This window comes from Fictibacillus sp. B-59209, assembly GCF_036216745.1.
GTDB lineage: Bacteria > Bacillota > Bacilli > Bacillales > Fictibacillaceae > Fictibacillus_C > Fictibacillus_C marinisediminis.
On record NZ_JARMMC010000018.1, the window covers coordinates 12359 to 34589 of the forward strand.

23 protein-coding genes and 1 pseudogene are annotated in these 22231 nt (G+C 42.2%); 8 read left to right on the forward strand and 16 right to left on the reverse strand.

What is annotated here, in order from left to right:
- The first annotated feature begins 20 nt into the window (after positions 1–20).
- Positions 21–1481, forward strand: coding sequence for an amidase family protein (locus P4361_RS12895; RefSeq protein WP_425590269.1), 1461 nt, complete (start codon positions 21–23; stop codon positions 1479–1481).
- A 53-nt stretch (positions 1482–1534) separates the two neighbouring features.
- On the opposite strand, the gene ltaE is transcribed toward P4361_RS12895, so the two are convergent.
- Together ltaE and P4361_RS12905 are read right to left on the reverse strand one after the other, a co-directional pair.
- Positions 1535–2575 (reverse strand): low-specificity L-threonine aldolase, encoded by a 1041-nt coding sequence (ltaE, locus tag P4361_RS12900; RefSeq protein WP_328089673.1) that lies wholly within the window; start codon positions 2573–2575, stop codon positions 1535–1537.
- A gap of 86 nt (positions 2576–2661) precedes the next feature.
- Complete coding sequence (locus P4361_RS12905) at positions 2662–3483, reverse strand: vanadium-dependent haloperoxidase (protein WP_328089674.1); 822 nt, start codon at positions 3481–3483, stop codon at positions 2662–2664.
- Between the two features lie 152 nt (positions 3484–3635).
- Here P4361_RS12905 and P4361_RS12910 point away from each other — a divergent pair, with 152 nt between their 5' ends.
- Positions 3636–3911, forward strand: a complete 276-nt coding sequence (locus P4361_RS12910; RefSeq protein ID WP_053354323.1) for a YciI family protein — start codon at positions 3636–3638, stop codon at positions 3909–3911.
- A 49-nt stretch (positions 3912–3960) separates the two neighbouring features.
- Here P4361_RS12910 and P4361_RS12915 read toward each other — a convergent pair whose 3' ends face one another.
- Positions 3961–4245 carry a hypothetical protein gene (locus P4361_RS12915; RefSeq protein ID WP_091005630.1) on the reverse strand — a complete coding sequence of 95 codons (285 nt, stop codon included), beginning with the start codon at positions 4243–4245 and terminating at the stop codon, positions 3961–3963.
- A 10-nt stretch (positions 4246–4255) separates the two neighbouring features.
- Positions 4256–5032 carry a class I SAM-dependent methyltransferase gene (locus tag P4361_RS12920; protein WP_328089675.1) on the reverse strand — a complete coding sequence of 259 codons (777 nt, stop codon included), beginning with the start codon at positions 5030–5032 and terminating at the stop codon, positions 4256–4258.
- A gap of 107 nt (positions 5033–5139) precedes the next feature.
- On the opposite strand from P4361_RS12920, the gene P4361_RS12925 reads away from it, so the two are divergent.
- The 3 genes from P4361_RS12925 (at position 5140) to yjcZ (ending at position 8544) form a co-directional block, all read left to right on the forward strand.
- Complete coding sequence (locus tag P4361_RS12925; RefSeq protein WP_328089676.1) at positions 5140–7314, forward strand: MMPL family transporter; 2175 nt, start codon at positions 5140–5142, stop codon at positions 7312–7314.
- A gap of 153 nt (positions 7315–7467) precedes the next feature.
- Positions 7468–8046 carry a glycerol-3-phosphate 1-O-acyltransferase PlsY gene (gene plsY, locus P4361_RS12930; RefSeq protein ID WP_256226860.1) on the forward strand — a complete coding sequence of 193 codons (579 nt, stop codon included), beginning with the start codon at positions 7468–7470 and terminating at the stop codon, positions 8044–8046.
- A gap of 243 nt (positions 8047–8289) precedes the next feature.
- Positions 8290–8544: a sporulation protein YjcZ gene (gene yjcZ / locus P4361_RS12935; protein ID WP_328090015.1), complete on the forward strand. Its 255-nt coding sequence runs from the start codon at positions 8290–8292 to the stop codon at positions 8542–8544.
- A 51-nt stretch (positions 8545–8595) separates the two neighbouring features.
- Here the strand turns inward: yjcZ and P4361_RS12940 are convergent, their stop codons facing one another.
- The 7 genes from P4361_RS12940 to P4361_RS12970 form a co-directional block, all read right to left on the reverse strand.
- Entirely contained in the window at positions 8596–9333 is a 738-nt protein-coding gene (locus P4361_RS12940; protein WP_328089678.1) for an exonuclease domain-containing protein, read from the reverse strand.
- Positions 9311–10423 (reverse strand): DUF294 nucleotidyltransferase-like domain-containing protein, encoded by a 1113-nt coding sequence (locus P4361_RS12945; RefSeq protein WP_328089679.1) that lies wholly within the window; start codon positions 10421–10423, stop codon positions 9311–9313. The genes P4361_RS12940 and P4361_RS12945 overlap by 23 nt, the downstream gene beginning before the upstream one ends.
- Positions 10424–10428: 5 nt before the next feature.
- Positions 10429–11721: an ammonium transporter gene (locus P4361_RS12950; RefSeq protein WP_256226856.1), complete on the reverse strand. Its 1293-nt coding sequence runs from the start codon at positions 11719–11721 to the stop codon at positions 10429–10431.
- Positions 11722–11883: 162 nt separating this feature from the next.
- A complete protein-coding gene (locus P4361_RS12955; protein WP_248252704.1) occupies positions 11884–12315 on the reverse strand; it encodes a BrxA/BrxB family bacilliredoxin in 432 nt (143 codons plus the stop codon).
- A 77-nt stretch (positions 12316–12392) separates the two neighbouring features.
- A complete protein-coding gene (locus P4361_RS12960; protein ID WP_328089680.1) occupies positions 12393–13043 on the reverse strand; it encodes an NAD-dependent epimerase/dehydratase family protein in 651 nt (216 codons plus the stop codon).
- A 77-nt stretch (positions 13044–13120) separates the two neighbouring features.
- Positions 13121–13699: a cysteine hydrolase family protein gene (locus P4361_RS12965; protein ID WP_328089681.1), complete on the reverse strand. Its 579-nt coding sequence runs from the start codon at positions 13697–13699 to the stop codon at positions 13121–13123.
- A gap of 22 nt (positions 13700–13721) precedes the next feature.
- Positions 13722–14402, reverse strand: coding sequence for an MgtC/SapB family protein (locus P4361_RS12970; RefSeq protein WP_062232066.1), 681 nt, complete (start codon positions 14400–14402; stop codon positions 13722–13724).
- Positions 14403–14622: 220 nt separating this feature from the next.
- Here P4361_RS12970 and P4361_RS12975 point away from each other — a divergent pair, with 220 nt between their 5' ends.
- Positions 14623–14961 (forward strand): DUF485 domain-containing protein, encoded by a 339-nt coding sequence (locus P4361_RS12975; protein WP_328089682.1) that lies wholly within the window; start codon positions 14623–14625, stop codon positions 14959–14961.
- A complete protein-coding gene (locus tag P4361_RS12980; RefSeq protein ID WP_091005616.1) occupies positions 14958–16499 on the forward strand; it encodes a solute symporter family protein in 1542 nt (513 codons plus the stop codon). The genes P4361_RS12975 and P4361_RS12980 overlap by 4 nt, the downstream gene beginning before the upstream one ends.
- 124 nt (positions 16500–16623) lie before the next feature.
- Here P4361_RS12980 and P4361_RS12985 read toward each other — a convergent pair.
- The 4 genes and pseudogenes from P4361_RS12985 to P4361_RS13000 all read right to left on the reverse strand — a co-directional run.
- A pseudogene (locus P4361_RS12985) lies at positions 16624–18063 on the reverse strand (amino acid permease); the annotation flags it as partial.
- 102 nt (positions 18064–18165) lie between these two features.
- On the reverse strand, positions 18166–19026 hold the full coding sequence (locus P4361_RS12990) for a CvfB family protein (RefSeq protein ID WP_256226850.1): 861 nt from the start codon (positions 19024–19026) through the stop codon (positions 18166–18168).
- A gap of 95 nt (positions 19027–19121) precedes the next feature.
- The gene (locus P4361_RS12995; RefSeq protein ID WP_082315907.1) at positions 19122–19274 is read right to left on the reverse strand and encodes a YycC family protein; all 153 of its coding nucleotides are present in this window, start codon (positions 19272–19274) and stop codon (positions 19122–19124) included.
- Between the two features lie 46 nt (positions 19275–19320).
- Positions 19321–21009, reverse strand: a complete 1689-nt coding sequence (locus tag P4361_RS13000; RefSeq protein WP_328089685.1) for a formate--tetrahydrofolate ligase — start codon at positions 21007–21009, stop codon at positions 19321–19323.
- A 183-nt stretch (positions 21010–21192) separates the two neighbouring features.
- Here P4361_RS13000 and P4361_RS13005 point away from each other — a divergent pair, with 183 nt between their 5' ends.
- Positions 21193–21513, forward strand: a complete 321-nt coding sequence (locus P4361_RS13005; protein ID WP_062232057.1) for a 2Fe-2S iron-sulfur cluster-binding protein — start codon at positions 21193–21195, stop codon at positions 21511–21513.
- Between the two features lie 58 nt (positions 21514–21571).
- On the opposite strand, the gene P4361_RS13010 is transcribed toward P4361_RS13005, so the two are convergent.
- Positions 21572–22216: an HD domain-containing protein gene (locus tag P4361_RS13010; protein ID WP_053354339.1), complete on the reverse strand. Its 645-nt coding sequence runs from the start codon at positions 22214–22216 to the stop codon at positions 21572–21574.
- Positions 22217–22231: the final 15 nt, after the last annotated feature.

Here is a 22231-nt window from a genome sequence, read left to right on the forward strand (position 1 = left end):
AGAAGGGTCTTCTGATGACCATGGTCAATCATTCAACATTTGTTCTTGAAGAAACAACGATTGCTGACATTCAGAATGCTATTGATCGCCAAGAACTAACATCTGTGCAGCTTGCATGTCTTTACCTTAAACAAATATCCCTTCACAATCACCGAGGATCTAATATTAATGCCGTGATCGAGGTCAATCCCGATGCTCTTCATATCGCAGAATCGCTGGATGCCGAAAGACTGCAAAAAGGAAAACGCGGTCCTCTCCATGGTATACCTGTTCTGCTAAAGGACAACATCAACACAGGTGATGCGATGCATACCAGTGCCGGTTCACTAGCCCTTGCTGATTCCTATGCTGACGAGGATGCTTTCATAGCAGTTAAACTTAGGGAGGCTGGTGCAATCATACTTGGAAAAACGAACATGACCGAGTGGGCCAACTTCATGACAGAAAACATGCCAAACGGCTTCAGTTCCCGTGGTGGACAGGTTCTAAATCCATATGGCCCAGAATCGTTTGATGTCAGTGGTTCAAGCTCAGGCTCTGGAGCTGCTGTGGCTGCAAATTTTGCAGCAGCTGCGATCGGAACAGAAACTTCCGGATCTATCCTTTGCCCCGCTTCGGCAAATAGTATCGTTGGCATTAAACCTACTACAGGATTACTCTCGCGTTTCGGCATTATTCCCATCTCGTCTAGCCAGGATACGGCCGGTCCGATGGCCAGAACGGTTACCGATGCGGCAATACTGCTCGGTGGCATGACGGGAGTGGATAACAGGGATCCAGCAACACACAAATCTATTCACGCATTTGAAACGGATTATACTAAACATTTGAAGGAAACAGCGCTTAATGGTGCAAGGATCGGTGTTTCTTACCATTTTTGCACAAAAGAACTCTCTTCTTCTGAAAAGGAGCGTTTCGATGAATCAATCGAGGTCATCAAACAGCAAGGGTGCGAAATCGTAATCATCGACTCTGCCACCCCTTTAGAGCATGTGGAATGGGACTATAATGTACTTCTGTATGAGTTTAAATCAGGAATCAACCATTATTTACAGCAGCACACGCGGCTTGATTCCATCACTTCTTTAAAAGATATCATTGCCTTTAATAACGCTAATGCAGCAAAATGTTTGCGTCATGGACAAGTTCTTTTGGAGGAAAGTGAAAAAACATCGGGTACACTCACTGAATTTGAATATTTGGAAAACCGGATAAATGATCTTCGAAAATCCAGAGAGCTGGGGATTGATAAAGTGATAAAGGAATTCCAGCTGGATGCCCTGCTTTACCCTGGAGATACAGGATACGGTTTTTCGGCTAAAGCAGGATACCCATCGATCAGTGTGCCTGCAGGCTATGATGAAAACGGCAGGCCGATCGGTATTGTCTTTACCTCTTCAGCCTTTAAAGAACCAGAGTTAATCGGGTTTGCCTACTATTTTGAACAAGCAACAAAGCACAGAATCACCCCAAAACTCTAATCAAAAAAACCAATCCCTTTGTTAAATCGGGATTGGTTTTTTTGTTTTGACCGTTAGTGAAGGATAACTTTTGCTGATACGATTTTTGAGATCTTTTCGACAGCCTGTTCGATATCTTTGATGGATATTTCATAATGTGTTGTAAAACGTATGGTTTGTGGTCCAAAAGCCACAGCCAGGACTCCTTCTTCTTTCAATAACTGTAAAAAATGGCTGGTAGAAAACCCAGTTTGTCCAATATTAACGAGCACTATGTTCGTATCGACCCTGTTCTCCACAAAAAGTGCTGGCTGTTCCGCCAGGCTTTGCGCCAGCTTTGTCGCCTTTACATGATCATCATGAAGACGGCGAGTCATCTTCTTTAGAGCGATCATTCCTGGAGCCGCAAGGACTCCCCCTTGCCTCAGTCCGCCTCCAAGCCGTTTTCTCCATTTTCTTGCTTTATGAATAAATGAAGCAGAGCCAGCCAGGATAGAACCTGCCGGAGCACCCAGTCCCTTTGATAAACAGATTTGTACAGTATCACAATGTGATGAAAGTTTCTTTACGGATAAATTGCATGCGGCAGCTGCATTAAAAAGCCTGGCCCCATCAAGATGTACAGGAATCTTATTGGTCCTGCATATTTTATAGATTGCTGCCATGTCTTCTGCTGAAATAACTGCCCCTCCAGCTCGATTGTGTGTATTCTCCAGACAAACAAGGCTAGTCTCAGGATGATGAATATCTTCGCTTCTGATCGCCTGTAATAAGTCCTCAGGCTGTATCGATCCCCTTATCCCCATTAGCGGACGTGGCTGAATCCCCGCAAAGGCGGAAGCAGCCGCCGCTTCATACATAAAAATGTGAGAATCTGCTTCCATGATAACCTCACTGCCTGAAACAGAATGGGTCAGAATTGCTACTTGATTCCCCTGGGTCCCGCTCGTAACAAAGAGCGCATTTTCTTTTCCAAGGATTTCTGCAGCTGCTTCTTCTAACGCATTAATGGAAGGGTCTTCACTGTATACATCATCCCCTACTTCTGCTTCATACATGGCCCTGCGCATTTCTTCGGTGGGTTTCGTTACCGTATCGCTTCTTAAATCAATCATGGCCAGTCTTCACCTCCAAATTTTCTTTTTATCTATAGTAACATAGTTATCTGACAATTAAATAAAAAACTCCCGGCATCGGGAGTTTATTTAATATGGCGATCCAAAACGGATTCACAGTGCTGGCAATCGTCCAGCGGACTGGCATAATAAGTGGATAGATTCGCATGCTTGTTGCTCTTCTGAACTTCAACCGTGATTTTTTGATAGTTCAAGGAGGAGACCACAAATTCACCAATTTGAGTACCCAGTTTAACCCCCTCTTCATTATCGGCATGAAAATGCACTCCTGCAAATAATCGGGAAGCCGCATCTTCTTTAGCTATACCATGCAATTTCTCTGCTTCGTGAGGAAAAAAATGAGAAAGAATTGTGTTTGCGCAACCAGCTACTGCTGCATGCCCAGAGACATACGAAGGGAAGCGCGGAGTGCATATGACGGTTTTCAGAGAAGAATCAAGCTGTATTGGCCTTGGGACATCCCAGAGATATTTGTAATGCCAGACGACACACAACGTATCAGAAATACCCAGATGCAACGCAGACAGCAAACGTGCTGCAAGAGGGGGCGAAAGCTGATAAGCGCTGATCAGTTTTCCTGCCACCATTGACCAGTTGGATGTCGGCAGCCCTGCATAAAATTTTGCTATTTTTTTTTGCTTGGCAGTCAGTTTATTTAATGTTGATCTAACGATTGTTAACTCTTTGCCTGTAAAATCAACTTCCGATGGGTCTTTGATCTCCCATTCAATAACTTCTCCTTTAAAATCCGTAAACTCTCCCCTTCTGTTTCTTCTTAGGAAATAGGTCGGCCAATTGCCTGCGGTCGGTTCCACTCCAACTGCTTCTCTCTTCTCAAATTTTTTGTACAGTGAATTCCAGGTCGGATACGTTACGTGTTTACCCATACATCTCCTCCAATGTCCTAAAAATCAGCTATATAAATTAACCATATGGAGGAAACGAAAAATCTTTCTTGAAATTTTGCAGTGTGAATGACTTTTCTTTTTGAGGAATTCCTTACATAATAAAAGAGATTAAGAATTTTAGGAGGTCGAACATGAACTATTATGCTGTACGTCTACCGATACTGGATGAAGAAAAGAGCCGCGTTTACCGAGAGGATCATTTGAAATATCTTGAAGGTCTTGTTGGTCAGGGAAATATCTTTACATATGGAAGATTTACTGACGGCACTGGGGGCCTTGTTATTTATAAAGCGAAAGATCTTGAGGAAGCTGCTGCTCTAGCAAAGCAGGATCCTTATGTATCCTCAGGTGCAAGGGATTTTGTAATTAATGAATGGGCAATGAATACAGACGTTCTGTCCCGTTAATAAGATAAGTGCAAAAGACACAAAAAGGCCCAGTAAGCAGAAGAGCTGTTTACTGGGTTTTTTCACGAATATAGCGGATGAACCCTTCTTTGGATCCATCATTTGTCAGAAGCTGCTGAACATAATAAACATCTTTAAGAGGGCCGTTCTGCTCAAATGAAGCAATCAATCCACAGGACCGGGGATCGTCAGCTAATTCCTGATACCAAGTCTGAGCTTTTAATTGATCCATGTAATCTTCGAGGTCAGGGTCTTTTATTCTGAAAATATGTTTTTTAATGAAACCTGCAATCCCAGCCCCTGCTAAAAGCAGTAAAAGCAATCCTGTTATCATTTGAAACTCCTTAATTAGTTAATTCGATAACCGAATAATGAAATTTAGAAGATGGCCTTTTAATAACCGTAAATCCAAACTGCGAAAACCTGGTACTCTTAAAATGGTCCTTTAAAACGACCCTTTGCCTTGCCACACGTTCGGCCTCATTTATCGTTTCTTCTGTTATAGGCACATAGGCAGCCATACCCTTTAAGCCTTTGAGCCCTGGCGAGTCAATGGATTCCTCAAACATCGGATCAAAATAAACCACATCGAACGAATCATCAGGAAGGGTTTTCAAATAGGAAAAGTGGTCTTCGTTCAAAATGGCGATTCGTCGCATCGCATCATCCATCTCGTCAATACCGCTTTCCCAGGTGACAAGTCCGCTTTCTACCAAAAAAGCGATATAGCGGTTTTTTTCGATGCCAACCACCTTACCGCTGTTTCCGACAGCCAGACTGCAAACAATGGCGTCAGAAGCCAGTCCAGCTGTACAGTCCAACATAGTCATTCCCTTTTCAAGCCTTGCTGCTGAAAGTAAGGGATCCGTTTCACCGCGGAGTATTTGTTTCACTCTAAACATGGAGGAATTCGGATGAAAAAAAAGCGGTTCTGATTGTCCCAGTGGATGAAGTGTTAATTTTTCTTTGCCAACCATTAATATATGGTCATTAAATTGGGTATGTAAGGAAGATATGGATTGATTTTTTCTGGAAACCAGCCTGCCATGTACCATTCGGTTTATTTTTTCTGCCTTTTCTATCAGTTTATCATCAAATTTTCCTGCTGTAGTCACAATCATATCCACGTCACCTGTTACCTTGTTTATTTAATCTTTTCATCTATATCACATTTACCGGCAAAGGGCAATATTCAGCCATCGTTGTATCTCTTAATAGGAGGAAGAAAATGAGAGACAAGGGCATCTTTCAAATGATTGGAAAAGGGGCTTTTAAATACCGCAAGCTCATTATCGTATTTTGGGTTTTAGCGACAGCAGCATTCAGCATGCTTGCCATTAAACTTCCGGATTCATTAAGCGGCAGCGGCTTTGAGATGGAAGGTTCATTCAAGAAAGTTGAAAATATAATGCAGAAGGACTTTAACCAGCCAAAATCGTCTGTAATGATTCTGTTTAAATCAAGTAATCTCTCACCTGATGATCCAGTATACAAGAAGACGGTAGATGAGACTCTGAGAAAATTGCAGTCTGTTGATCACGCAGTAAGTGTAACGTCCCCCTATGGGTCACCAAAAATGATTCAAGGGAAAATAGCATACGCTACCGTGAATTTTGATAAAAGCTTTGATGAATTAAAGGATTCAATCAAGCAGATTCGGAAAAAGACGAAAAGTACAAAGGATATGCAGATTGGGATTACAGGCGGACCAGTGATTGCAGAAGATATGAATACCGCCAGCCAGAAGGATCTCGCCCGAGCGGAAGCAATCGGCCTTCCTGCGGCACTGATCATATTGCTGCTGGCGTTCGGGGGATTAATCGCAGCCGGGTTGCCCATAATCATCGGCTTGGTCAGTGTGGTCTGCGCTATGGGGATTCTTTTTCTGATTGGCCAGGAGTTCAGCTTAACCATATTCATCCTTAATGTAGTGCCAATGATCGGGCTCGCCCTAGGTATTGATTTCGCACTCCTGCTCGTTAATCGGTTTAGAGAAGAACTTGAACGTCAGAGTATTGAGGACGCAGTTGTCATCTCGGTACTTACTGCAGGAAGATCCATTGCTTTTTCAGGATTTTGTGTGTTTCTGGGTCTTTCCGGGATGCTGCTGATTCAGATTGATATCTTCAGATCCGTTGCACTCGGCGGAATGGTCGTCGTCATTATTTCTGTTATTAACGCACTCACATTTCTTCCTGCTGTTTTGGCAGTACTCGGTAAACGAATTAATTCTTTTATGCTGCTGAGGCGAAAAAACGGCCGTTCAGGATGGAGAAAATTTGCTTCATTCGTGATGAAAAGACCTGCAATCATGCTTATATTTTCAGTAGCGATCTTAATGTTGGCCCTAATCCCTGTCCATGATTTAAAGCTTTCTATCCCTGAAGCCGAGTCTCTTCCGCCTCATTATGAATCAAGAATTATGTTTGAGCGATTTGAAGACACGTTTGGCAAGAAAGAATTATATCCTGTAACCATTGTTGCTGATGCCGGCGGAAAGGTATTGACCGACCGCCAATTATTGAACACCGAAAAGCTCGTTAAGCGGCTTGAAAAGGAAAAAGCAGTAGAACATGTTGACTCCCTGTTTTCCTACACAGGAAGCCTGACACCGGCTGAAATTCTTGCAACCAGCAAAACTAAACAAGGCAGTGAAAAACTGAAGCCTGTTTTAGATCGCTATGTAAAAAACGATAAGACAGTGATCAGAGCTTATCTTTCAATTGGTGTCACTTCAGAAAAGGCAAAAAAATGGGTGAAAAAATGGGAGGGCAAAGAGAATGGATTAGAGCTGATCCTCGGCGGACCCACAAAGTTTAATCAGGAGATTTTTGATGAAATCATTAATAAAACACCAGACGGTCTTTCCATTGTCCTTTTATCGACTTTTGTTGTTCTTCTCATCGCCTTTCGATCGCTATTTATCCCTTTAAAAGCCATTTTAATGAATGTTATTAGCCTTTCTGCGACATTCGGAATTCTCGTGTGGATTTTTCAGTGTGGTTACTTAATGGATCCTGTCAGTATAGGTTTGATGATCCCAGTCTTTACGTTTGGTATTGTGTTTGGTCTCAGTATGGATTATGAGGTTTTCCTGATTTCCAGGATTCAGGAAGTCTATCAGGAATCCGGTGATAATGATAAAGCGACATTGGAGGGTTTAACGTCAACCTCCAAAATCATTACATCCGCGGCAGCCATCATGATTGTCATTACGGGATCGTTCGTGTTTACAGATGTTATGCCTGTAAAACAAATTGGTATCGCCATCGCACTCGCCATTCTTATTGATGCCACACTAGTCAGAATGATCCTCGTCCCCTCATTAATGAGACTGATGGGCAGATGGAACTGGTGGCTGCCCTTTCGAAGGAAAAATATAGCGAAGAACCATGCTCATTGAGGCATGGTTTTTTTAGGTTCAGCTTTTCCCGTTCCAGCTTCAGTGCTTGCCAGACCAAAACAGACACTACAGCATTTCAATCTAAAAAACATCTGTTACCTGGAAGCGATTGCATATATAATAAGAAGAAAAGACAGGCAGAAGGTGAATCATTTGATACTTTTAATTTTGGTCTTATCTTATATCATTGGTTCCGTTCCTTTTGCGCTCATCGTAGGCAAATGGAAGTATGGAATTGATATCCGCGAGCATGGCAGCGGAAATTTGGGAGGTACCAACACCTTCCGTATCCTTGGAAAAAAAGCGGGTTTCATCGTAACGATTTCAGACATTCTTAAAGGGACACTTGCAGCCTCCCTTCCGTTGCTGCTGAATACGGATTTGCATGTCCTGTTAGCTGGAATACCGGCTGTTATTGGACATTGCTACCCTCTTTTCGCAAGATTCAAAGGCGGAAAAGCAGTAGCCACTTCTGCGGGAATCTTGTTATTCTATGCACCGTTAATGTTCTTGCTTCTTATTGCCGTCTTCTTTATGGTACTCTACCTTACGAAATATGTTTCTTTATCTTCACTGGTTGCTTGCATGGCCGCAGTATTATATGGAATCGTTGTCCACGATATTTTATTAATAACCGTTATGTCTGCATTCTTGCTCTTTTTGCTCTATCGGCATCGAACGAATATCGGCAGAATTATCGCAAAAACCGAACCGAAAATTAAATGGCTATAATGAGCGTTCCATCCGGAATGCTTTTTTTATTTTCAAAAAATCCGCATTTGTCCGTTACCGAGCAGGGCGAACGTACATAGGCTGTATGGAGATATATACCTAATATTATTTAACGACGGAGGGACAATAATGGAAAATAAAAAAATAAATGTACCCATGGCACCTGTTAATAAACCAGTAAACACCCCTTTAAATATTCCTATGAATGCACCGGTAAACGTGCCGGTTGCACCCGGCAAGGCTATCTATGATCACCATCACCTCGGACATCACCATTACCTCGGACATCACGGTTACGACTACGGATATGGATGCGGGTATGGGTATGGAACTGGATACGACTACGGAACAGGTTATGGATTCGGCGGAGGAAGGTACGGCTATACATTGATTATTGTGCTGTTTATTTTATTGATCATTATTGGCTGTTCTTGTTGGTCCGGCTTTTCTGGAGATGAATGTTGCGAAAGCAGCAGCAGTAGCAGACGCAGTAAATAAGAATTTTTAAAAAAAGAAAGCGGGGAAAATTTTCTCCGCTTTCTTTTTGATTTATTTGATATAAACGTAAAGATCTTCAAGTGTCTCGATCCCTTTTTCTCTGCTAAGGTCCAATAGGCTTCTCCAAAGATCAACCATGATCAAAACATCTCCTTGAGCACTATGTCTGTTGCAGCAATCAATGTCAAAGTAAGAAGATGCACTGTCCAATGTTGGAAAAGCAGATGAACCTACAAGTTTTTCTGTAATCAATGCCAATTCAAGTGATGGCTGTTTTAATGAAGAACGGTATCGTTTCCACAAGTAATGGTTAATAAAAGCTACATCATGTGAAATATGATAACCGATTATCACTCCGCCCGAGAGAAAGCGAAAGATTTCTTCCGCTTTCTCATCCAGCGTTGGAGCGTTTTTCACATCGTCTTCAATGATTCCGGTTAAACTTCTGATCTCGTCAGGAATTTTGACAGAAGGATTAATGAATTGGTGGTATTGTTCAATAATCGTCGAATTCTTCATCTTTGCGGCGGCTATTGAGAATATTTGATCCCCATGTTCCGGCCTGAAACCTGTTGTTTCAGTATCCAGAATAATAAATAGAACGTCATCCAGCTTTGTTTTTAAATCAGCTCGTTTGGAAGCCTTCTCTTTCAGAATTTTTCTTATCCAGGCTTCATGCTGAAAGGAACCAGGATTTCCAGGAGGGACTTCTTCCCGATTCAATCCAAGATTGAATAATCTATGCATAATATACTTTAGATTTTTTTCAGATCCCGGCTGATTGTTCAAAACTTGTTCCTCTCTTTTTGATCTGTTTTTGGATCAGTTTTGTCAGTTTCATTGTGCGTTTAAGCTGCTGAGCCGCTTTAGAATCCATAGTAGCCAACCATAAATGATAATCAAGTCTATCATCCTTTTCCTTCAGATCCATCGAGTGAGATAACCGCAGTTCCAATAAAAAATCATAAGCGGCAACGCATTCATCCCTCTGTGAAGAGGAAAAACAGCCTTTCTCGTTCAGACCGAAGATTCGTTCTCTTGTAGACTGGGCGCCTTCTCCATACAATACCGACAACAATTTAATGTTATTGGTAAACGGAGCGAATACTCCTTGTTTCAAATCGAAGCGCCCTGCAAATTTCCCCCAGCGTTCTGTAAAGATCATTCCGAAGATGTTAATCGGTATTTCGTGTGAAGTTACGAGTTCTGCCATTTTTTTGAGGATAAATGGCCGCTGGCGTATTTCCTGGACAAACCATTCCCTTAGGCGATACAGAGGTTCAGGGAAGCCATAAACTGGCTTTGTATCCAGCATGATCATCATGTATTTCAAATCATCTTCTGATCCTTTATTTAAATAGGAGGATAGCTGATCTTTCCACTCCTCATCACTATTCCTCCATCGAAGGTTGGACGCCATCACGTTTCCCTGGCATAAGGGATAGCCTACTTCAGCTAAATAATGGACAGCCGTTCGGGAAAATTCTTCAGCAAAAGCCTCAACCACTCTTTTATCTTCATGACCAGTCTGATAGATTAGCCCATTATCCTGATCTGTCCATATCGTTTGTTCGTGTCGTGCACTCGATCCCATACTGAAGAAGCAATATCTTTCTCCAGGGGCTGTTCCTATAGTCTCTCTTGTTGTATCGTAAGCAAACGAAACAGCCTTACGGGTTAAAACATCGTGAATATCGTTCAGTGAATTGTATCTGTTATTAATAGAGAGACCGGAAGCTTCCAGCCCTTGAATAAACGGAATGATCTCCTCATGAATCTTCCTAAGTTCCTCCAGTGCAGCAGCTTTCTTCACTCGTTCTTTCATCTCATGAACTGTCACCGTGTCTTGGTATTTCGATTCATCAAAAAGATTAAGCATAATAATCAGTTGGCTTTCTGAGTAATTGCCGGATCTAAATGCTCAGGGTATCCATAGGAACCATGTTCACTGATATCAAGGCCTGAAATTTCCTGCTCAGGTGTAACCCTTAATCCGAAAAGTTTCTTCAAAGCAAATAATAGAATAAAAGAAACGATAGCTACATATCCAGCAGCACCAATTACTCCTACTGTCTGAACGAAAAGCTGATGAACTCCGCCGCCATAAAAAAGACCTGCCTTTCCGACACCAGTTTGCTCTACTAGGCGCGGCGATGCGAAAAATCCGGTTGAGATCGTTCCGATGATTCCAGCGATACCATGAACCGAAAAAGCATAGATCGGGTCATCAATACCTTTTCTCTCAAAATATATAGAAGTCCAGAATGTAAATGCTCCCGCGAAAACACCGATCACGATCGCTGCCCATGCTTCCACAAAAGCGCAAGCAGCCGTAATGGCAACTAATGCTGCGAGCACTCCGTTTACCATTGCTGGAATATCCGCTTTTCCTGTTAATAGCTTTGAAGTCAGAATAGCGCCGATTGCGCCAGCTGCTGCGGCAAGGTTGGTTGTTAAAGCGATATAACCGAAGAATCCATCCGCTGTCCCCATTGTGCTTCCCGCGTTGAATCCAAACCATCCAATCCACAGGATGATGCCTCCAAGAACAGTGTAGACCTGGTTATGGCCAGGGATGAGATTTGGTGTGCGATCTTTATTGAATTTTCCAATTCGAGGACCTAAAAGCAATGTAGCTACAAGTGCAGCGATCGCACCTTGAAGATGGACGACAGTTGATCCAGCAAAATCCTGCATGCCCATTTTCCCAAGCCATCCTCCTCCCCAAACCCAATGGCCGATGATCGGATAAATCAAAACAGTAAACACTGTTCCGAAGATAAAATAGACGGATAGTTTTGCCCGCTCAGCAAATCCTCCCCATGCGATTGCCAATGAAACACCTACAAATGCGAGTTGAAATAAAAATTTAAGAGAAAGCGGAACATTGGCCCAGGACAAGGAATCAAACGTTTTGCTGTCACCGTGCAAGAGCCAGCCCGTCGTTCCTAAAAAGCTGTTCCCTTCCCCAAAGGTAATGCCAAAGCCAGCTGCCCAAAAGGCAATTGTAGCAATAGCAAAACTTAATATCTGTTTTCCTGCAACATGACCCGAATTTTTCATTCGGGTGGATCCTGCTTCTAAAAGTGCGAATCCAGCTTGCATTCCAATTACTAAAATCGCAGCAACCATTACCCATAAAGAATCAATGAACATCAATACTGTACTTTCTTTCATGTTATCTCTCCACCCTTCTCATGTCATGTTTTCTAACATCATTAGATATACTATATGACATGAAAATAAAAATGGCAATTGTTTTCTGAATATTTTCTCAAAATTAGTTGTGAGATTGATTTTTTAAGCACAAAAAAAAGAACTCAAAATGAGTTCTTTTAATTATTTATTATTTTTCTCATAGGCGGTTACAAGATTCTCTACAATTTCTTCTGCGCTGTGGTTCTCAATATCGTGACGATGGATAAAATGCACTACTTCTTTTCCCTTTAAAAGTGCCATGGAAGGTGAAGAAGGAGGGTAACCTTCAAAATAATCTCTCATCCTTGCCGTTGCTTCTTTATCCTGGCCTGCAAAAACTGTAACAATGTTATCCGGTTTTGCTGCATGATTCAAAGAGTAGATCGCAGAAGGCCTGGCCAATCCAGCAGCACATCCGCATACTGAATTAATAAAAACGAGAGAAGTTCCTTCCGTATTCTCCATAAAACGATCAACTTCTTCTGGTGTTGTCAGTTCACTAAACCCTGCATTTGTAAGCTCATTTCTCATCGGCTGAGCCATCTGTCTCATGTATTCTTCGTAAGCGTTCATTTTATCCCTCCAAATAGATCTGTACACTAATTATAGCTGATTCCGTTGACGGAATAAACTCATTTATCTTTTACCTTTTACTTTGCCATCTCTTCTGATTCAATTACAGTATTACCTTTTATATTCCCTTGAGCAAACTCGTACATGGAACGCGCAACCAAATTCCCTGAAACAGGCAGATACTTTCGAAGTTTCCCTTTGAACAGAAAAGATAAGGAGTTGGCGAGCCATTCTCCTGCTTTTTCTCCCGTCCTCCACTCCTCCCGGTTCCCTGTTAAAAGTGAGGGGCGGAAGATTCCAACAGAAGGAATAACTGCTTTCCTTACGGCTTGTTCCATTTCTCCTTTTACACTGCTGTAAAAAAACCTGGAATCTGGCTTGGCACCTATGGCAGAGATTACGAGAAAGCGCGAAGCACCTTGTTCTGCGGCAAATTGAGACATCATCACGGGATACTCAAAATCAACTTTTCGAAAGGCTTCTTTCGTTTTGGCCTTTTTTATCGTCGTCCCTAAACAGCAAAAGATATCATCTGCCGTAAAAAATTGCTGATAGGATGGAAGTTCGTCAAAATTAAACTGCTTTTCGATGAGTTTTTTATGATGAACGCCTGTTTCATTTTTTGTTAACACGATGACTTGATCATAGTCATCACTGCTGACAAGCAGCCGGAGAAGTTCTTTTCCTACCAAACCGGTTGCTCCCGCAATCAATGCTGTTTTTGGCATGTGATCATTCCTTCCATATGATCTTGTGGCCTGTGACAATTAAAAAGGCGGAGCTGGCCGCCCGCCTTCCAAACGAATCAAAATATTGAAGTAAATTGGCTGTCCTTAATTACCTTTGCGCCTAAAACGTTTGTAAAATGCTGGAGTGCCCATTGGTGCCCTTCCGAATTAAAACTTTGCACAGCATCCTCGTGAATCACAATTTTATAGCCCTTATTGTAAGCATCAATAGCTGTATGAAGAACACAGATGTCAGAACATACTCCAACGAGATGCAGCTCTGTAATGTTTCGTTCTCTAAGTTTAAGATCCAGATTGGTACCCGCAAACGCACTGTATCGTGTTTTATCCATCCAGTAAATGTTGATTTTTTCCTGTGCAGTTAGAGAATCAGCAAGTTCACCAAGTTTTCCATATTGCTCCCGGCCTTTCGTTCCTCTGATGTTATGAGATGGAAACAGGCGGGTCTCTGGATGATAAGAATCTTCTTCTTCGTGGAGATCAACAGCAAAAATAACAAAATCTTTTTGTTCAATAAAATGTTTTGTTATTGTTGTAATCCTTTTTTCTATGGATTGACCTGGAACTCCGCAAGTCAGCTTTCCAACGTCTGCTACAAAATCATAGGTATAATCTACAATCACTAATGCCTTCATTCACAGGGCCCCTTTTATGAAGTTAGCTCAACGTTTCAATTTCTACGTTTTGAACTCCTTTTATCTCTTTAATATCATAATAAATGTCAGTTGTATATCTTTTTTCATAAATGCTCAAGGTAAGCTCCATTTTACTTGTGCCATTGTCCAGGTCCTTCACACGAACATTCAGGATCTTTAATTGTTTTTGTTTGATTTCTTTTACCATCTCAGTCATGTTCCATCCATCCGGCACAATAATGCGAACACGGGCTTCTTTTTCTCTCAGCGTTTTGGGGCCCATCCATTTCATGATCATTGGAATTAACTCAACACTGATTAGGATCATAAGAGCTCCAGCTGCTGCTTCTAAATAGAAACCTGCACCTGATGCTATTCCCAGCCCGGATGCTCCCCAAATCATTGCAGCTGTAGTCAGTCCGGAAATTACATCATTGCTTCTCCGTAATATCACCCCTGCTCCAAGAAAACCGATCCCGCTTACGACCTGTGCAGCCAGACGCATTGGGTCCATCATCGTTCGCCCGGTTAATTCAGAGAAGCTCTTCGCTGACTCGATGGAAACGATCGTTAATAAACAGCTGCTGATTGAAATCACCAAACAGGTCTTTAACCCGACAGGTTTTCGCTTAAGCTCTCGCTCGAGACCGATAACTAATCCAAGAAATGCCGAAATGCCAAGTTTAATTAAAATCAAGCTCAATGCTTCTCACCATCCTTCTTTCCTTCTTCCTATGTATATGTAAGGTAAATATCCTAAAAATACTATAACCTTAAGCTAACATCAACTTATATCTTTTAAAAAGCTAGATAATAAGCCGTAATTTTTATATAATGGAAATGATTTAATTTTCAGAAAAAAACAAAAAGGAGTGTTGCATGATGTTAAACAATATACCCGCTCAGGCTAAGGAGGGGATAGAGTGTTAGCAGAGAAAGAATCTGAAAACAAAAATATTAATTATTCCAAGATTGCTTCTTCTGCGTCCTTTAAACAATTACTTCAAGCAAAAAAGAAATTTCTTCTTCCGATGTCCATTTTCTTCTTTGTTTTTTATTTTACTCTCCCCATCATGACCTCATACTCTACAATTCTTAATACTTCTGCATTCGGTGAAATTAGCTGGGCCTGGGTTTTTGCTTTTTCACAATTTATTATGACATGGATATTATGCAGCCTTTATTCTAAACGAGCGGTTGCTTTTGACAAACAAGCAGATGAGATTATACGTCAGTCTTTAAAGGAGGCTGACAGAAAATGAATACAGCTTTTATGCTATTTATAGCAATTGTGGCAATTACCCTTGTGATTACTTATTTTGCAGCGAAACGCACAAATACAGCCAATGATTTCTATACAGCCAGCAGTGGACTGACAGGCTGGCAGAATGGCTTCGCGATCGCAGGGGACTACATGTCAGCAGCATCTTTCCTCGGGATTGCCGGGTCTATTGCACTTTCGGGTTTTGATGGCTTTTTTTATTCCATCGGCTTTCTTGTGGCTTACCTTGTTGTCCTCTATCTCGTGGCTGAGCCTTTGAGAAATCTGGGGAAATATACAATGGCTGATATGATTGCGGCTAGGTTTAATGATAAAAAAGTCCGGGGTGTGGCTGCGTTAAACACCATCACTATTTCAATCTTTTACATGATTGCTCAATTGGTCGGTGCGGGCGCGCTGATTACCTTATTACTCGACATAGAGTATACAACTTCGGTTCTAATTGTTGGTGTGCTTATGACAGTCTATGTGGTGTTTGGAGGAATGATGGCGACAAGCTGGGTTCAGATTGTAAAAGCGGTACTGCTGATGGCAGGTACTTTCATTATCTCTCTGATGGTATTTGCAAAATTCGGCTACAGCATCACGGGTATGTTTGAACATATAAAAACAGCCACCCCATTAGGTGAGAGTTTTCTCCATCCAGGAAACAAATACAAAGATCCTCTGGACACTATCTCTCTGAATCTGGCACTCGTTCTGGGAACGGCAGGACTTCCCCACATACTTATTCGCTTTTTTACTGTAAAGGATGCACCAACCGCAAGAAAGTCAGTCGTTTATGCGACATGGATGATTGGTATCTTTTATATTATGACAATCTTTCTTGGTTTTGGAGCTGCTGCTTTCGTTGGAACTGATTCTATCATAAAAGCAAATGCCGCCGGAAATATGGCTGCCCCACTGCTGGCAAAAGCGCTTGGGGGAGATTTCTTGTTTGCTTTTGTATCTGCAGTTGCTTTCGCTACCATTCTGGCAGTAGTTGCTGGTCTAGTCCTTTCAGCTGCTTCAGCATTCGCCCATGATTTTTACAGTCAAATCTTACGGAAAGGCGAAGCCACTGAAAAAGAACAGATGAAAGCTGCCCGTTGGTCTTCCATTGGGGTAGCCATCTTGTCCATTATCCTCGCGTTATTTGCACAAAAATTAAACGTAGCTTTTCTCGTTTCACTTGCTTTTGCTGTAGCTGCCAGCGCGAACCTTCCCATTCTATTATTCACTGTATTTTGGAAGCGCTTTAATACAGCCGGAGCCATTTCTGGAATGCTGGTTGGGCTCTTAAGCTCACTTATTTTAGTAGCTCTAAGCCCAAGCGTTTGGTCTCCAGAAGCAGGGATGGCGATTTTGGTCGGGGAACCTGTCTTCCCATTAGCAAATCCGGGTATTGTTTCAATTCCACTCGGATTCATTGGTGCTATTGCAGGTACCCTTCTTTCCTCTAATAAATCTGATGATGGCAAGTTCGATGAAATCGTAGTCAAGGTCAATACCGGAATCGGTCTCCGAGATAATGCTTAAAATAAAACCAATGAAAGAGGGGCTGTCCAAGAAGTCTGTAAGCTGTTGATTTCCGTTCCAGGCCGCTCGCTTTCCGCGGGGCGTGCGNNNNCTGGACAGCCCCTTTTTCTTTCTTCCAAAAATGCTTCCTTACCATCGGATAAAAAATGATTCCTGATACAAGAAGCACCATGCCGAAGAGGAAGGTTTTTATATCGGCGGTTCCTGCTTTTATGACCCATAAGGAGTATATAGCCGCTAAAACAGCAATGAGGCCATCACTGTATCTGTTTTTATTGTTGTTTTCATAGGTATCGCCCAGAATGACCAATTTGATCTGATAAAGCGAAGCCATTAAATATGGGACCAGAAAAGCCAAGGTAGCAACAAATATGACAAAGTCAAAAGCTTCAGCCATCGACTGGGAAACAACTGAAAAGATAAAAAGCTGTGTCATGATATTTGTTACTGTTAATGAGAATGAAGGTGCTCCATATCTGTTTTCCTTAGAAAAAGCAGGGATGAACATAGATTTATTAGCTGCTTGATAAGGTACTTCTGCAGCGAGCAAGATCCATCCGATTGTCGCTCCAAATAATGATACGATGCCAAGAAGTGCCATAATACTGCTTCCTGAAGGTCCAACGACACTTTCAAGCGCATCGACCAGCGGCTTTTGGGAATGGATCAGTTCTTTTTGCTGCAGCGTTCCCATGACAAGCACGGTGATTCCAATATAAATTATGAGTGCAATAAGAAGTCCAAGAATGGTTGCTTTTTTAACATCGTTTTGTTTTCTGGCACGATTTGAAAACACTACGGCGGATTCCACTCCAACGAAAGCCCAAAGGGTTGCAATCGCAGCACCGTTCAACTGTCCAAGAAATCCGGTTGTTTCTCCGGTATTGCTGTCAATTTTCGTTTCGATAAAAGGGATGAGATTGCTGGACTTAAAAGCAAACAGACAGATGATAATAAAAAATAAGAAACCAACTACTTTAGCTATGGTTGCAATAAGGTTTGCTTTACCGGCTCCTTCTATTCCCTTTAGAATGGCAAAGTGGAGTCCCCATAAAAAAGCCGAGCAAACCAGAAAAGTTATGGCTCCCCCGAGGCGGATTGAAGCTGATCCAACATTAAAAATATGCTGCTTGCTCGTCATAACCGGAAAAAACGTTGACAGGTAACTGGCGAACGTTGTTATGATTGCAACATTTCCAGCCCAGTTCGCCACCCAGTAACCCCATCCGACCAAATAGCCGGCAATTAAAGATGACTCTGTTCCTTCCTTAAACAAGGCTTGTGCATAATTCTGCGGCCCCCCATTTAATGATGGCTTCCTAAGTGCAAGGTTTCCAAATACCAATGCGGTTAGAAGCACACCGGCACCCGTCAGGATCCATGCACCAAGTACACCTCCAGGACTTGCGACCTCAGCTAAAGACCGAGGGAGCATAAATATCCCTGAACCTACCATGTTTCCAACAACCAGGGCCGTCAATACCCACAGGCCAAGCTTATGATCTTTCAATACAGCAACCTCCTGAAAAATAAATAATACCCCCCTAATATTTCCGTATTTCATGAACGCTAACCATCATCAGGGCAAAAGTAAAAGCATGCAGACCGTTTATCTTCTGCATGCTTTATAAAAAACTCTGTTAGTCCATGTTGTTGAATGAACATTCTAAATCTTAAGGTACGTTTTTCCGTTCTCTTGCTTGATTTTATTTTCTTTGATCAATTTGCCCAGGGCCCGTTTAAACGCCGCCTTGCTTATATCAAATTCATTTTTAATCTCATCCGGACTGGATTTATCAGTATAAGGCATCTGGCCTTTATTTGCTTTTAGATAGGTGTAGATTTTTTCGGCATCCTCACTATATGCTTGTTCTTTCCTCGGCTTCATCGAAAGATTTACTCTTCCATCTTCCCTTATGAATGTGACGCGGCATTCTACCCGCTCACCGAGGCGGAGCCGGTGGCTCATTTCATCTTGATGGATAAAGCCGATCAGACTGTTCTCTGTAAAGATTAATGCTCCTGAATCATTGAGCTTGTACACATGTCCAGTAACCATTTGATTAAAATGGCTTTCATTCGCAGCTTCTGCCTGTTCAACAATTTCCTGTTCATTCGCAAGGTCTGCAAACAGCCTTCCCTTCTTATCCAGGCGAAGACCGCAGTACAATTGGTCTCCAATTACAGGCCACTGCTCTAAAGGGCCGGGCAGATCATCGTTTGACAGCAATACATCCTTATGTATGCCAATGTCCAGGAATACACCCAATCGTTTCGTAGAGCCAACGACCTTGAGCCATGCCAATGTATCCAGACGGACTTTTGGCTGGGTCATGGTTGCTGCCAATCTGCCTTCATGATCCTGGTATAAAAATACTTCGACCGTTTCTCCTTCTTTCAGCTCTTTAGAAGCTTCTCTTTTATGCAGCATAACTTCTTCCGTTCCAAGGCTTAAAAAATAGCCGAAATCGCTCAACCGTTCAACTTTTAATGTAAATACCTCTCCGGCTCTTAATTTATTTTCCATCGCAGCTCAATTCCTTTGTTCTTTTTATAATAGTATGGACGTTAACATTGAAAAATAGAAACCTACTTTTAATCCGTAAAGTAGGTTTCCGCCTTTTATTCTTCCTTTTTTGTCTCTTCTTCCTCAGAAATTTCCATGAGTTTCTTTATTAAAATATGCTGAGGCATATGCATAATCTGTTCAAGCGGAACATTCAGCTTCTTGGACAGCATGAGAGCTGTTTCTGCTGAAATTTGCAATGGTTTCATAATGTGCAGCCTCCCCTCCGCTAAGTATACCAAACCTGCTTCTCTTTTAAAACAATCCCACTGCTTTCCCGTCTTCTGTAACATCCATATTCAATGCTGCAGGTGCTTTCGGCAATCCCGGCATCGTCATCACATCTCCGGTCAGTGCCACAATGAAGCCTGCTCCAATTGATGCTTTTAATTCACGAATAGTGATCACAAATTCCTCAGGTCGTCCAAGTCTTTTCGGATCATCAGAAAGTGAATACTGGGTTTTGGCCATACAGATAGGAAGGGTTGACCAGCCTTGAAGTTCAAACTCTTGAAGCTGTGTCAACGCTTTTGGTGAAAACTGAACCCCGCTTGCACCATACACTTTCTCGGCAATCGTTATGATTTTTTCTTCAAGTGGCTGATCCAGTGTATACAACGGCTGATACTCATTGGTTCCATTCTCGATAATATCGAGTACTTTTCTTGCCAGCTCTTCACCGCCTTCTCCGCCTTTCAGCCAAACATCGGATAGTTCAACAGGTATATTCTTCTCGCTGCACCACTTCAAGATATACTGAATTTCAGAATCATGATCGGACACAAAACGGTTGACAGCTACCACAAAAGGTACCCCAAATGCCTGGATCGTTTCAATATGTTTTTCAAGATTGGCCATTCCATCAGCCAATGCTTTAAGATCTTCCGTTGACAATTGATTTTTATTCTGTCCTCCATGCATCTTCAATGCACGTGCTGTAGCGACGATTACGACTGCACTGGGTTTCAGATCAGCATAGCGGGCTTTTATGTTTAAAAACTTCTCCGCCCCGAGATCAGCACCGAACCCTGCTTCTGTTACAACATAATCTCCAAGTTTGCTGGCTAACTTTGTCGCGATGATGCTGTTGCATCCGTGGGCAATATTGGCGAACGGGCCTCCATGAATAATAGCTGGAGTATTTTCAAGCGTTTGAACGAGATTAGGTCTGATCGCATCTTTTAAAAGCAGGGTCAGTGCACCTTCTACTTTTAAATCGGAAACGGTAACGGGTTTATTTTCATAGGTATAGCCAACAACCATTCTGGAAAGTTTCTTCTTCAAGTCATCCAGATCTTTGGCAAGACAAAAGATGGCCATGACTTCAGAAGCTACTGTAATATCAAATCCATCCTCACGCGGCACACCCTGCACGGGTCCGCCAAGACCAATGACAATTTTCCGAAGTGCTCTGTCATTCATATCGAGAACACGCTTCCACACAATTTTCCGAGGATCAATGTTCAGTTCATTCCCGCGGTGGATGTGATTATCGATGACTGCTGCCAAAGCGTTATTGGCAGTTGTAATCGCATGAATGTCGCCAGTAAAGTGAAGATTGATATCTTCCATCGGAATAACTTGGGAATATCCCCCTCCAGCTGCACCGCCTTTAAGTCCCATACTAGGGCCAAGCGAAGGTTCTCTTAGAGCAATAATGGCTTTTTCTCCGATTCGGTTAAGAGCCTGTCCAAGGCCTACCGTTACCGTTGATTTACCCTCACCAGCAGGAGTTGGATTGATGGATGTTACGAGTACAACCTTACCCTCCTGCTTCGTTTTGAGTTTGTCGAACAAACCCAGTGAAAGTTTTGCCTTATAGCGCCCATAAGGTTCCCAGTCTTCTTCTTGAATATTCAATTGAGCGGCGATCTCTTCAATTCGAAGCATGTTCGCTTCTTGTGCGATTTCAATGTCGGACTTATGCTTGACTTCCTTTGTCATGTGTAAGGTACCCCCTGTAAAATACGTACATATTATCATTTTACATAAAATCATTTATAAAATGTAAACATTCTTGTCGTCCTATCGATTTAGTTTATCCTGAATTTTGTTTTTACCGAGATTAGTTTATCGTATAATAGAAAGGAATTGATCTTGCAATTCTAAAAGGAGGAATTGAGATTCATGGCAAAAATCACTGTACAGGGTTTTGGTGATTATGAAATTGAAAATGGAAAAAAACTTGTAATCGGACTTGAAGACAATGGAGTGGATATACTTCACCGCTGCGGCGGGAAAGCAAAGTGTACAACCTGCCGGGTAGAGGTTGTCTCCGGTGACCTGGGTGAGATGAACGAATTTGAACGGAATATCATTGAAACGAAAGGGTTAGGCGAGGGGATTCGTTTATCTTGTCAGGTAAGGGTTGAGCAAGATGCTGAAATCCGTCCTGCGATGACCGTTTCAAAAGATGGGCTCGATCCAGGTCCGCGCCCTGCCGAATAAGCTTTAACAAAGGAGGCTCCATTCTTTTAGAATGAGCCTCCTTTGTTTATAGGGTTTATTATCGGATGCCTTCCCACTCAGAAAAAAACACATCTAGATACGATACCATCTGTTGATGTCTGCTCTCTGCAAGTTTTTTTCCATGCTCTGTATTCATTCGGTCTTTCAATGTCAGCAGTTTTTCATAAAAATGGTTGATAGCAGTTGACACTCCATTTCGGTATTCACTTTTTGTCATTGTGTTCCGTACAGGAATATCCGGGTCATAGATCATTTGTCCGACATGCCCGGAATACGCAAAAGTTCTTGCGATGCCGATCGCACCAAGGGCATCCAAACGATCGGCATCCTGGACTGCCATTCCCTCAATTGTCTTCATCCCTGTTGAATTTCCGCCTTTAAATGACATGGTTGAAATGATCTCAAGAACATGTTGCTTTTCGGGGTTTGTTACCTCATGCTTGGTTAGCCATAAGGATACCTTTACAAGTCCTGCTTCTTCAGATGCATTAAATTTTTCATCAGCTATGTCATGCAGGAGTGCTGCCAAGCTGCAGACAAAGGGATCCGCACCTTCTTTTTCTGCAATGGTAAGAGCTAGCTTATTCACCCTGTATATATGCCACCAATCATGGCCGCTGCCTTCCCCGCGCAAAGTTTCTTGAACGTACCGCTCGGCAGCTTCAATAATTTTTCTTTCCATTGAATTTTTCCTTTC

Excerpts from the sequence above, each read along its gene's own strand:
- P4361_RS12895 (WP_425590269.1), top strand. The coding sequence starts at position 21 with ATGGTCAATCATTCAACATTTGTTCTTGAAGAAACAACGATTGCTGAC.
- ltaE (WP_328089673.1), bottom strand. The coding sequence starts at position 2,575 with ATGATTGATTTAAGAAGCGATACGGTAACGAAACCCACCGAAGAAATG.
- P4361_RS12905 (WP_328089674.1), bottom strand. The coding sequence starts at position 3,483 with ATGGGTAAACACGTAACGTATCCGACCTGGAATTCACTGTACAAAAAA.
- P4361_RS12910 (WP_053354323.1), top strand. The coding sequence starts at position 3,636 with ATGAACTATTATGCTGTACGTCTACCGATACTGGATGAAGAAAAGAGC.
- P4361_RS12915 (WP_091005630.1), bottom strand. The coding sequence starts at position 4,245 with ATGATAACAGGATTGCTTTTACTGCTTTTAGCAGGGGCTGGGATTGCA.
- P4361_RS12920 (WP_328089675.1), bottom strand. The coding sequence starts at position 5,032 with ATGATTGTGACTACAGCAGGAAAATTTGATGATAAACTGATAGAAAAG.
- P4361_RS12925 (WP_328089676.1), top strand. The coding sequence starts at position 5,140 with ATGAGAGACAAGGGCATCTTTCAAATGATTGGAAAAGGGGCTTTTAAA.
- P4361_RS12945 (WP_328089679.1), bottom strand. The coding sequence starts at position 10,423 with ATGCTTAATCTTTTTGATGAATCGAAATACCAAGACACGGTGACAGTT.
- P4361_RS12950 (WP_256226856.1), bottom strand. The coding sequence starts at position 11,721 with ATGAAAGAAAGTACAGTATTGATGTTCATTGATTCTTTATGGGTAATG.
- P4361_RS12955 (WP_248252704.1), bottom strand. The coding sequence starts at position 12,315 with ATGAACGCTTACGAAGAATACATGAGACAGATGGCTCAGCCGATGAGA.
- P4361_RS12960 (WP_328089680.1), bottom strand. The coding sequence starts at position 13,043 with ATGCCAAAAACAGCATTGATTGCGGGAGCAACCGGTTTGGTAGGAAAA.
- P4361_RS12965 (WP_328089681.1), bottom strand. The coding sequence starts at position 13,699 with ATGAAGGCATTAGTGATTGTAGATTATACCTATGATTTTGTAGCAGAC.
- P4361_RS12980 (WP_091005616.1), top strand. The coding sequence starts at position 14,958 with ATGAATACAGCTTTTATGCTATTTATAGCAATTGTGGCAATTACCCTT.
- P4361_RS12990 (WP_256226850.1), bottom strand. The coding sequence starts at position 19,026 with ATGGAAAATAAATTAAGAGCCGGAGAGGTATTTACATTAAAAGTTGAA.
- P4361_RS12995 (WP_082315907.1), bottom strand. The coding sequence starts at position 19,274 with ATGAAACCATTGCAAATTTCAGCAGAAACAGCTCTCATGCTGTCCAAG.
- P4361_RS13000 (WP_328089685.1), bottom strand. The coding sequence starts at position 21,009 with ATGACAAAGGAAGTCAAGCATAAGTCCGACATTGAAATCGCACAAGAA.
- P4361_RS13005 (WP_062232057.1), top strand. The coding sequence starts at position 21,193 with ATGGCAAAAATCACTGTACAGGGTTTTGGTGATTATGAAATTGAAAAT.
- P4361_RS13010 (WP_053354339.1), bottom strand. The coding sequence starts at position 22,216 with ATGGAAAGAAAAATTATTGAAGCTGCCGAGCGGTACGTTCAAGAAACT.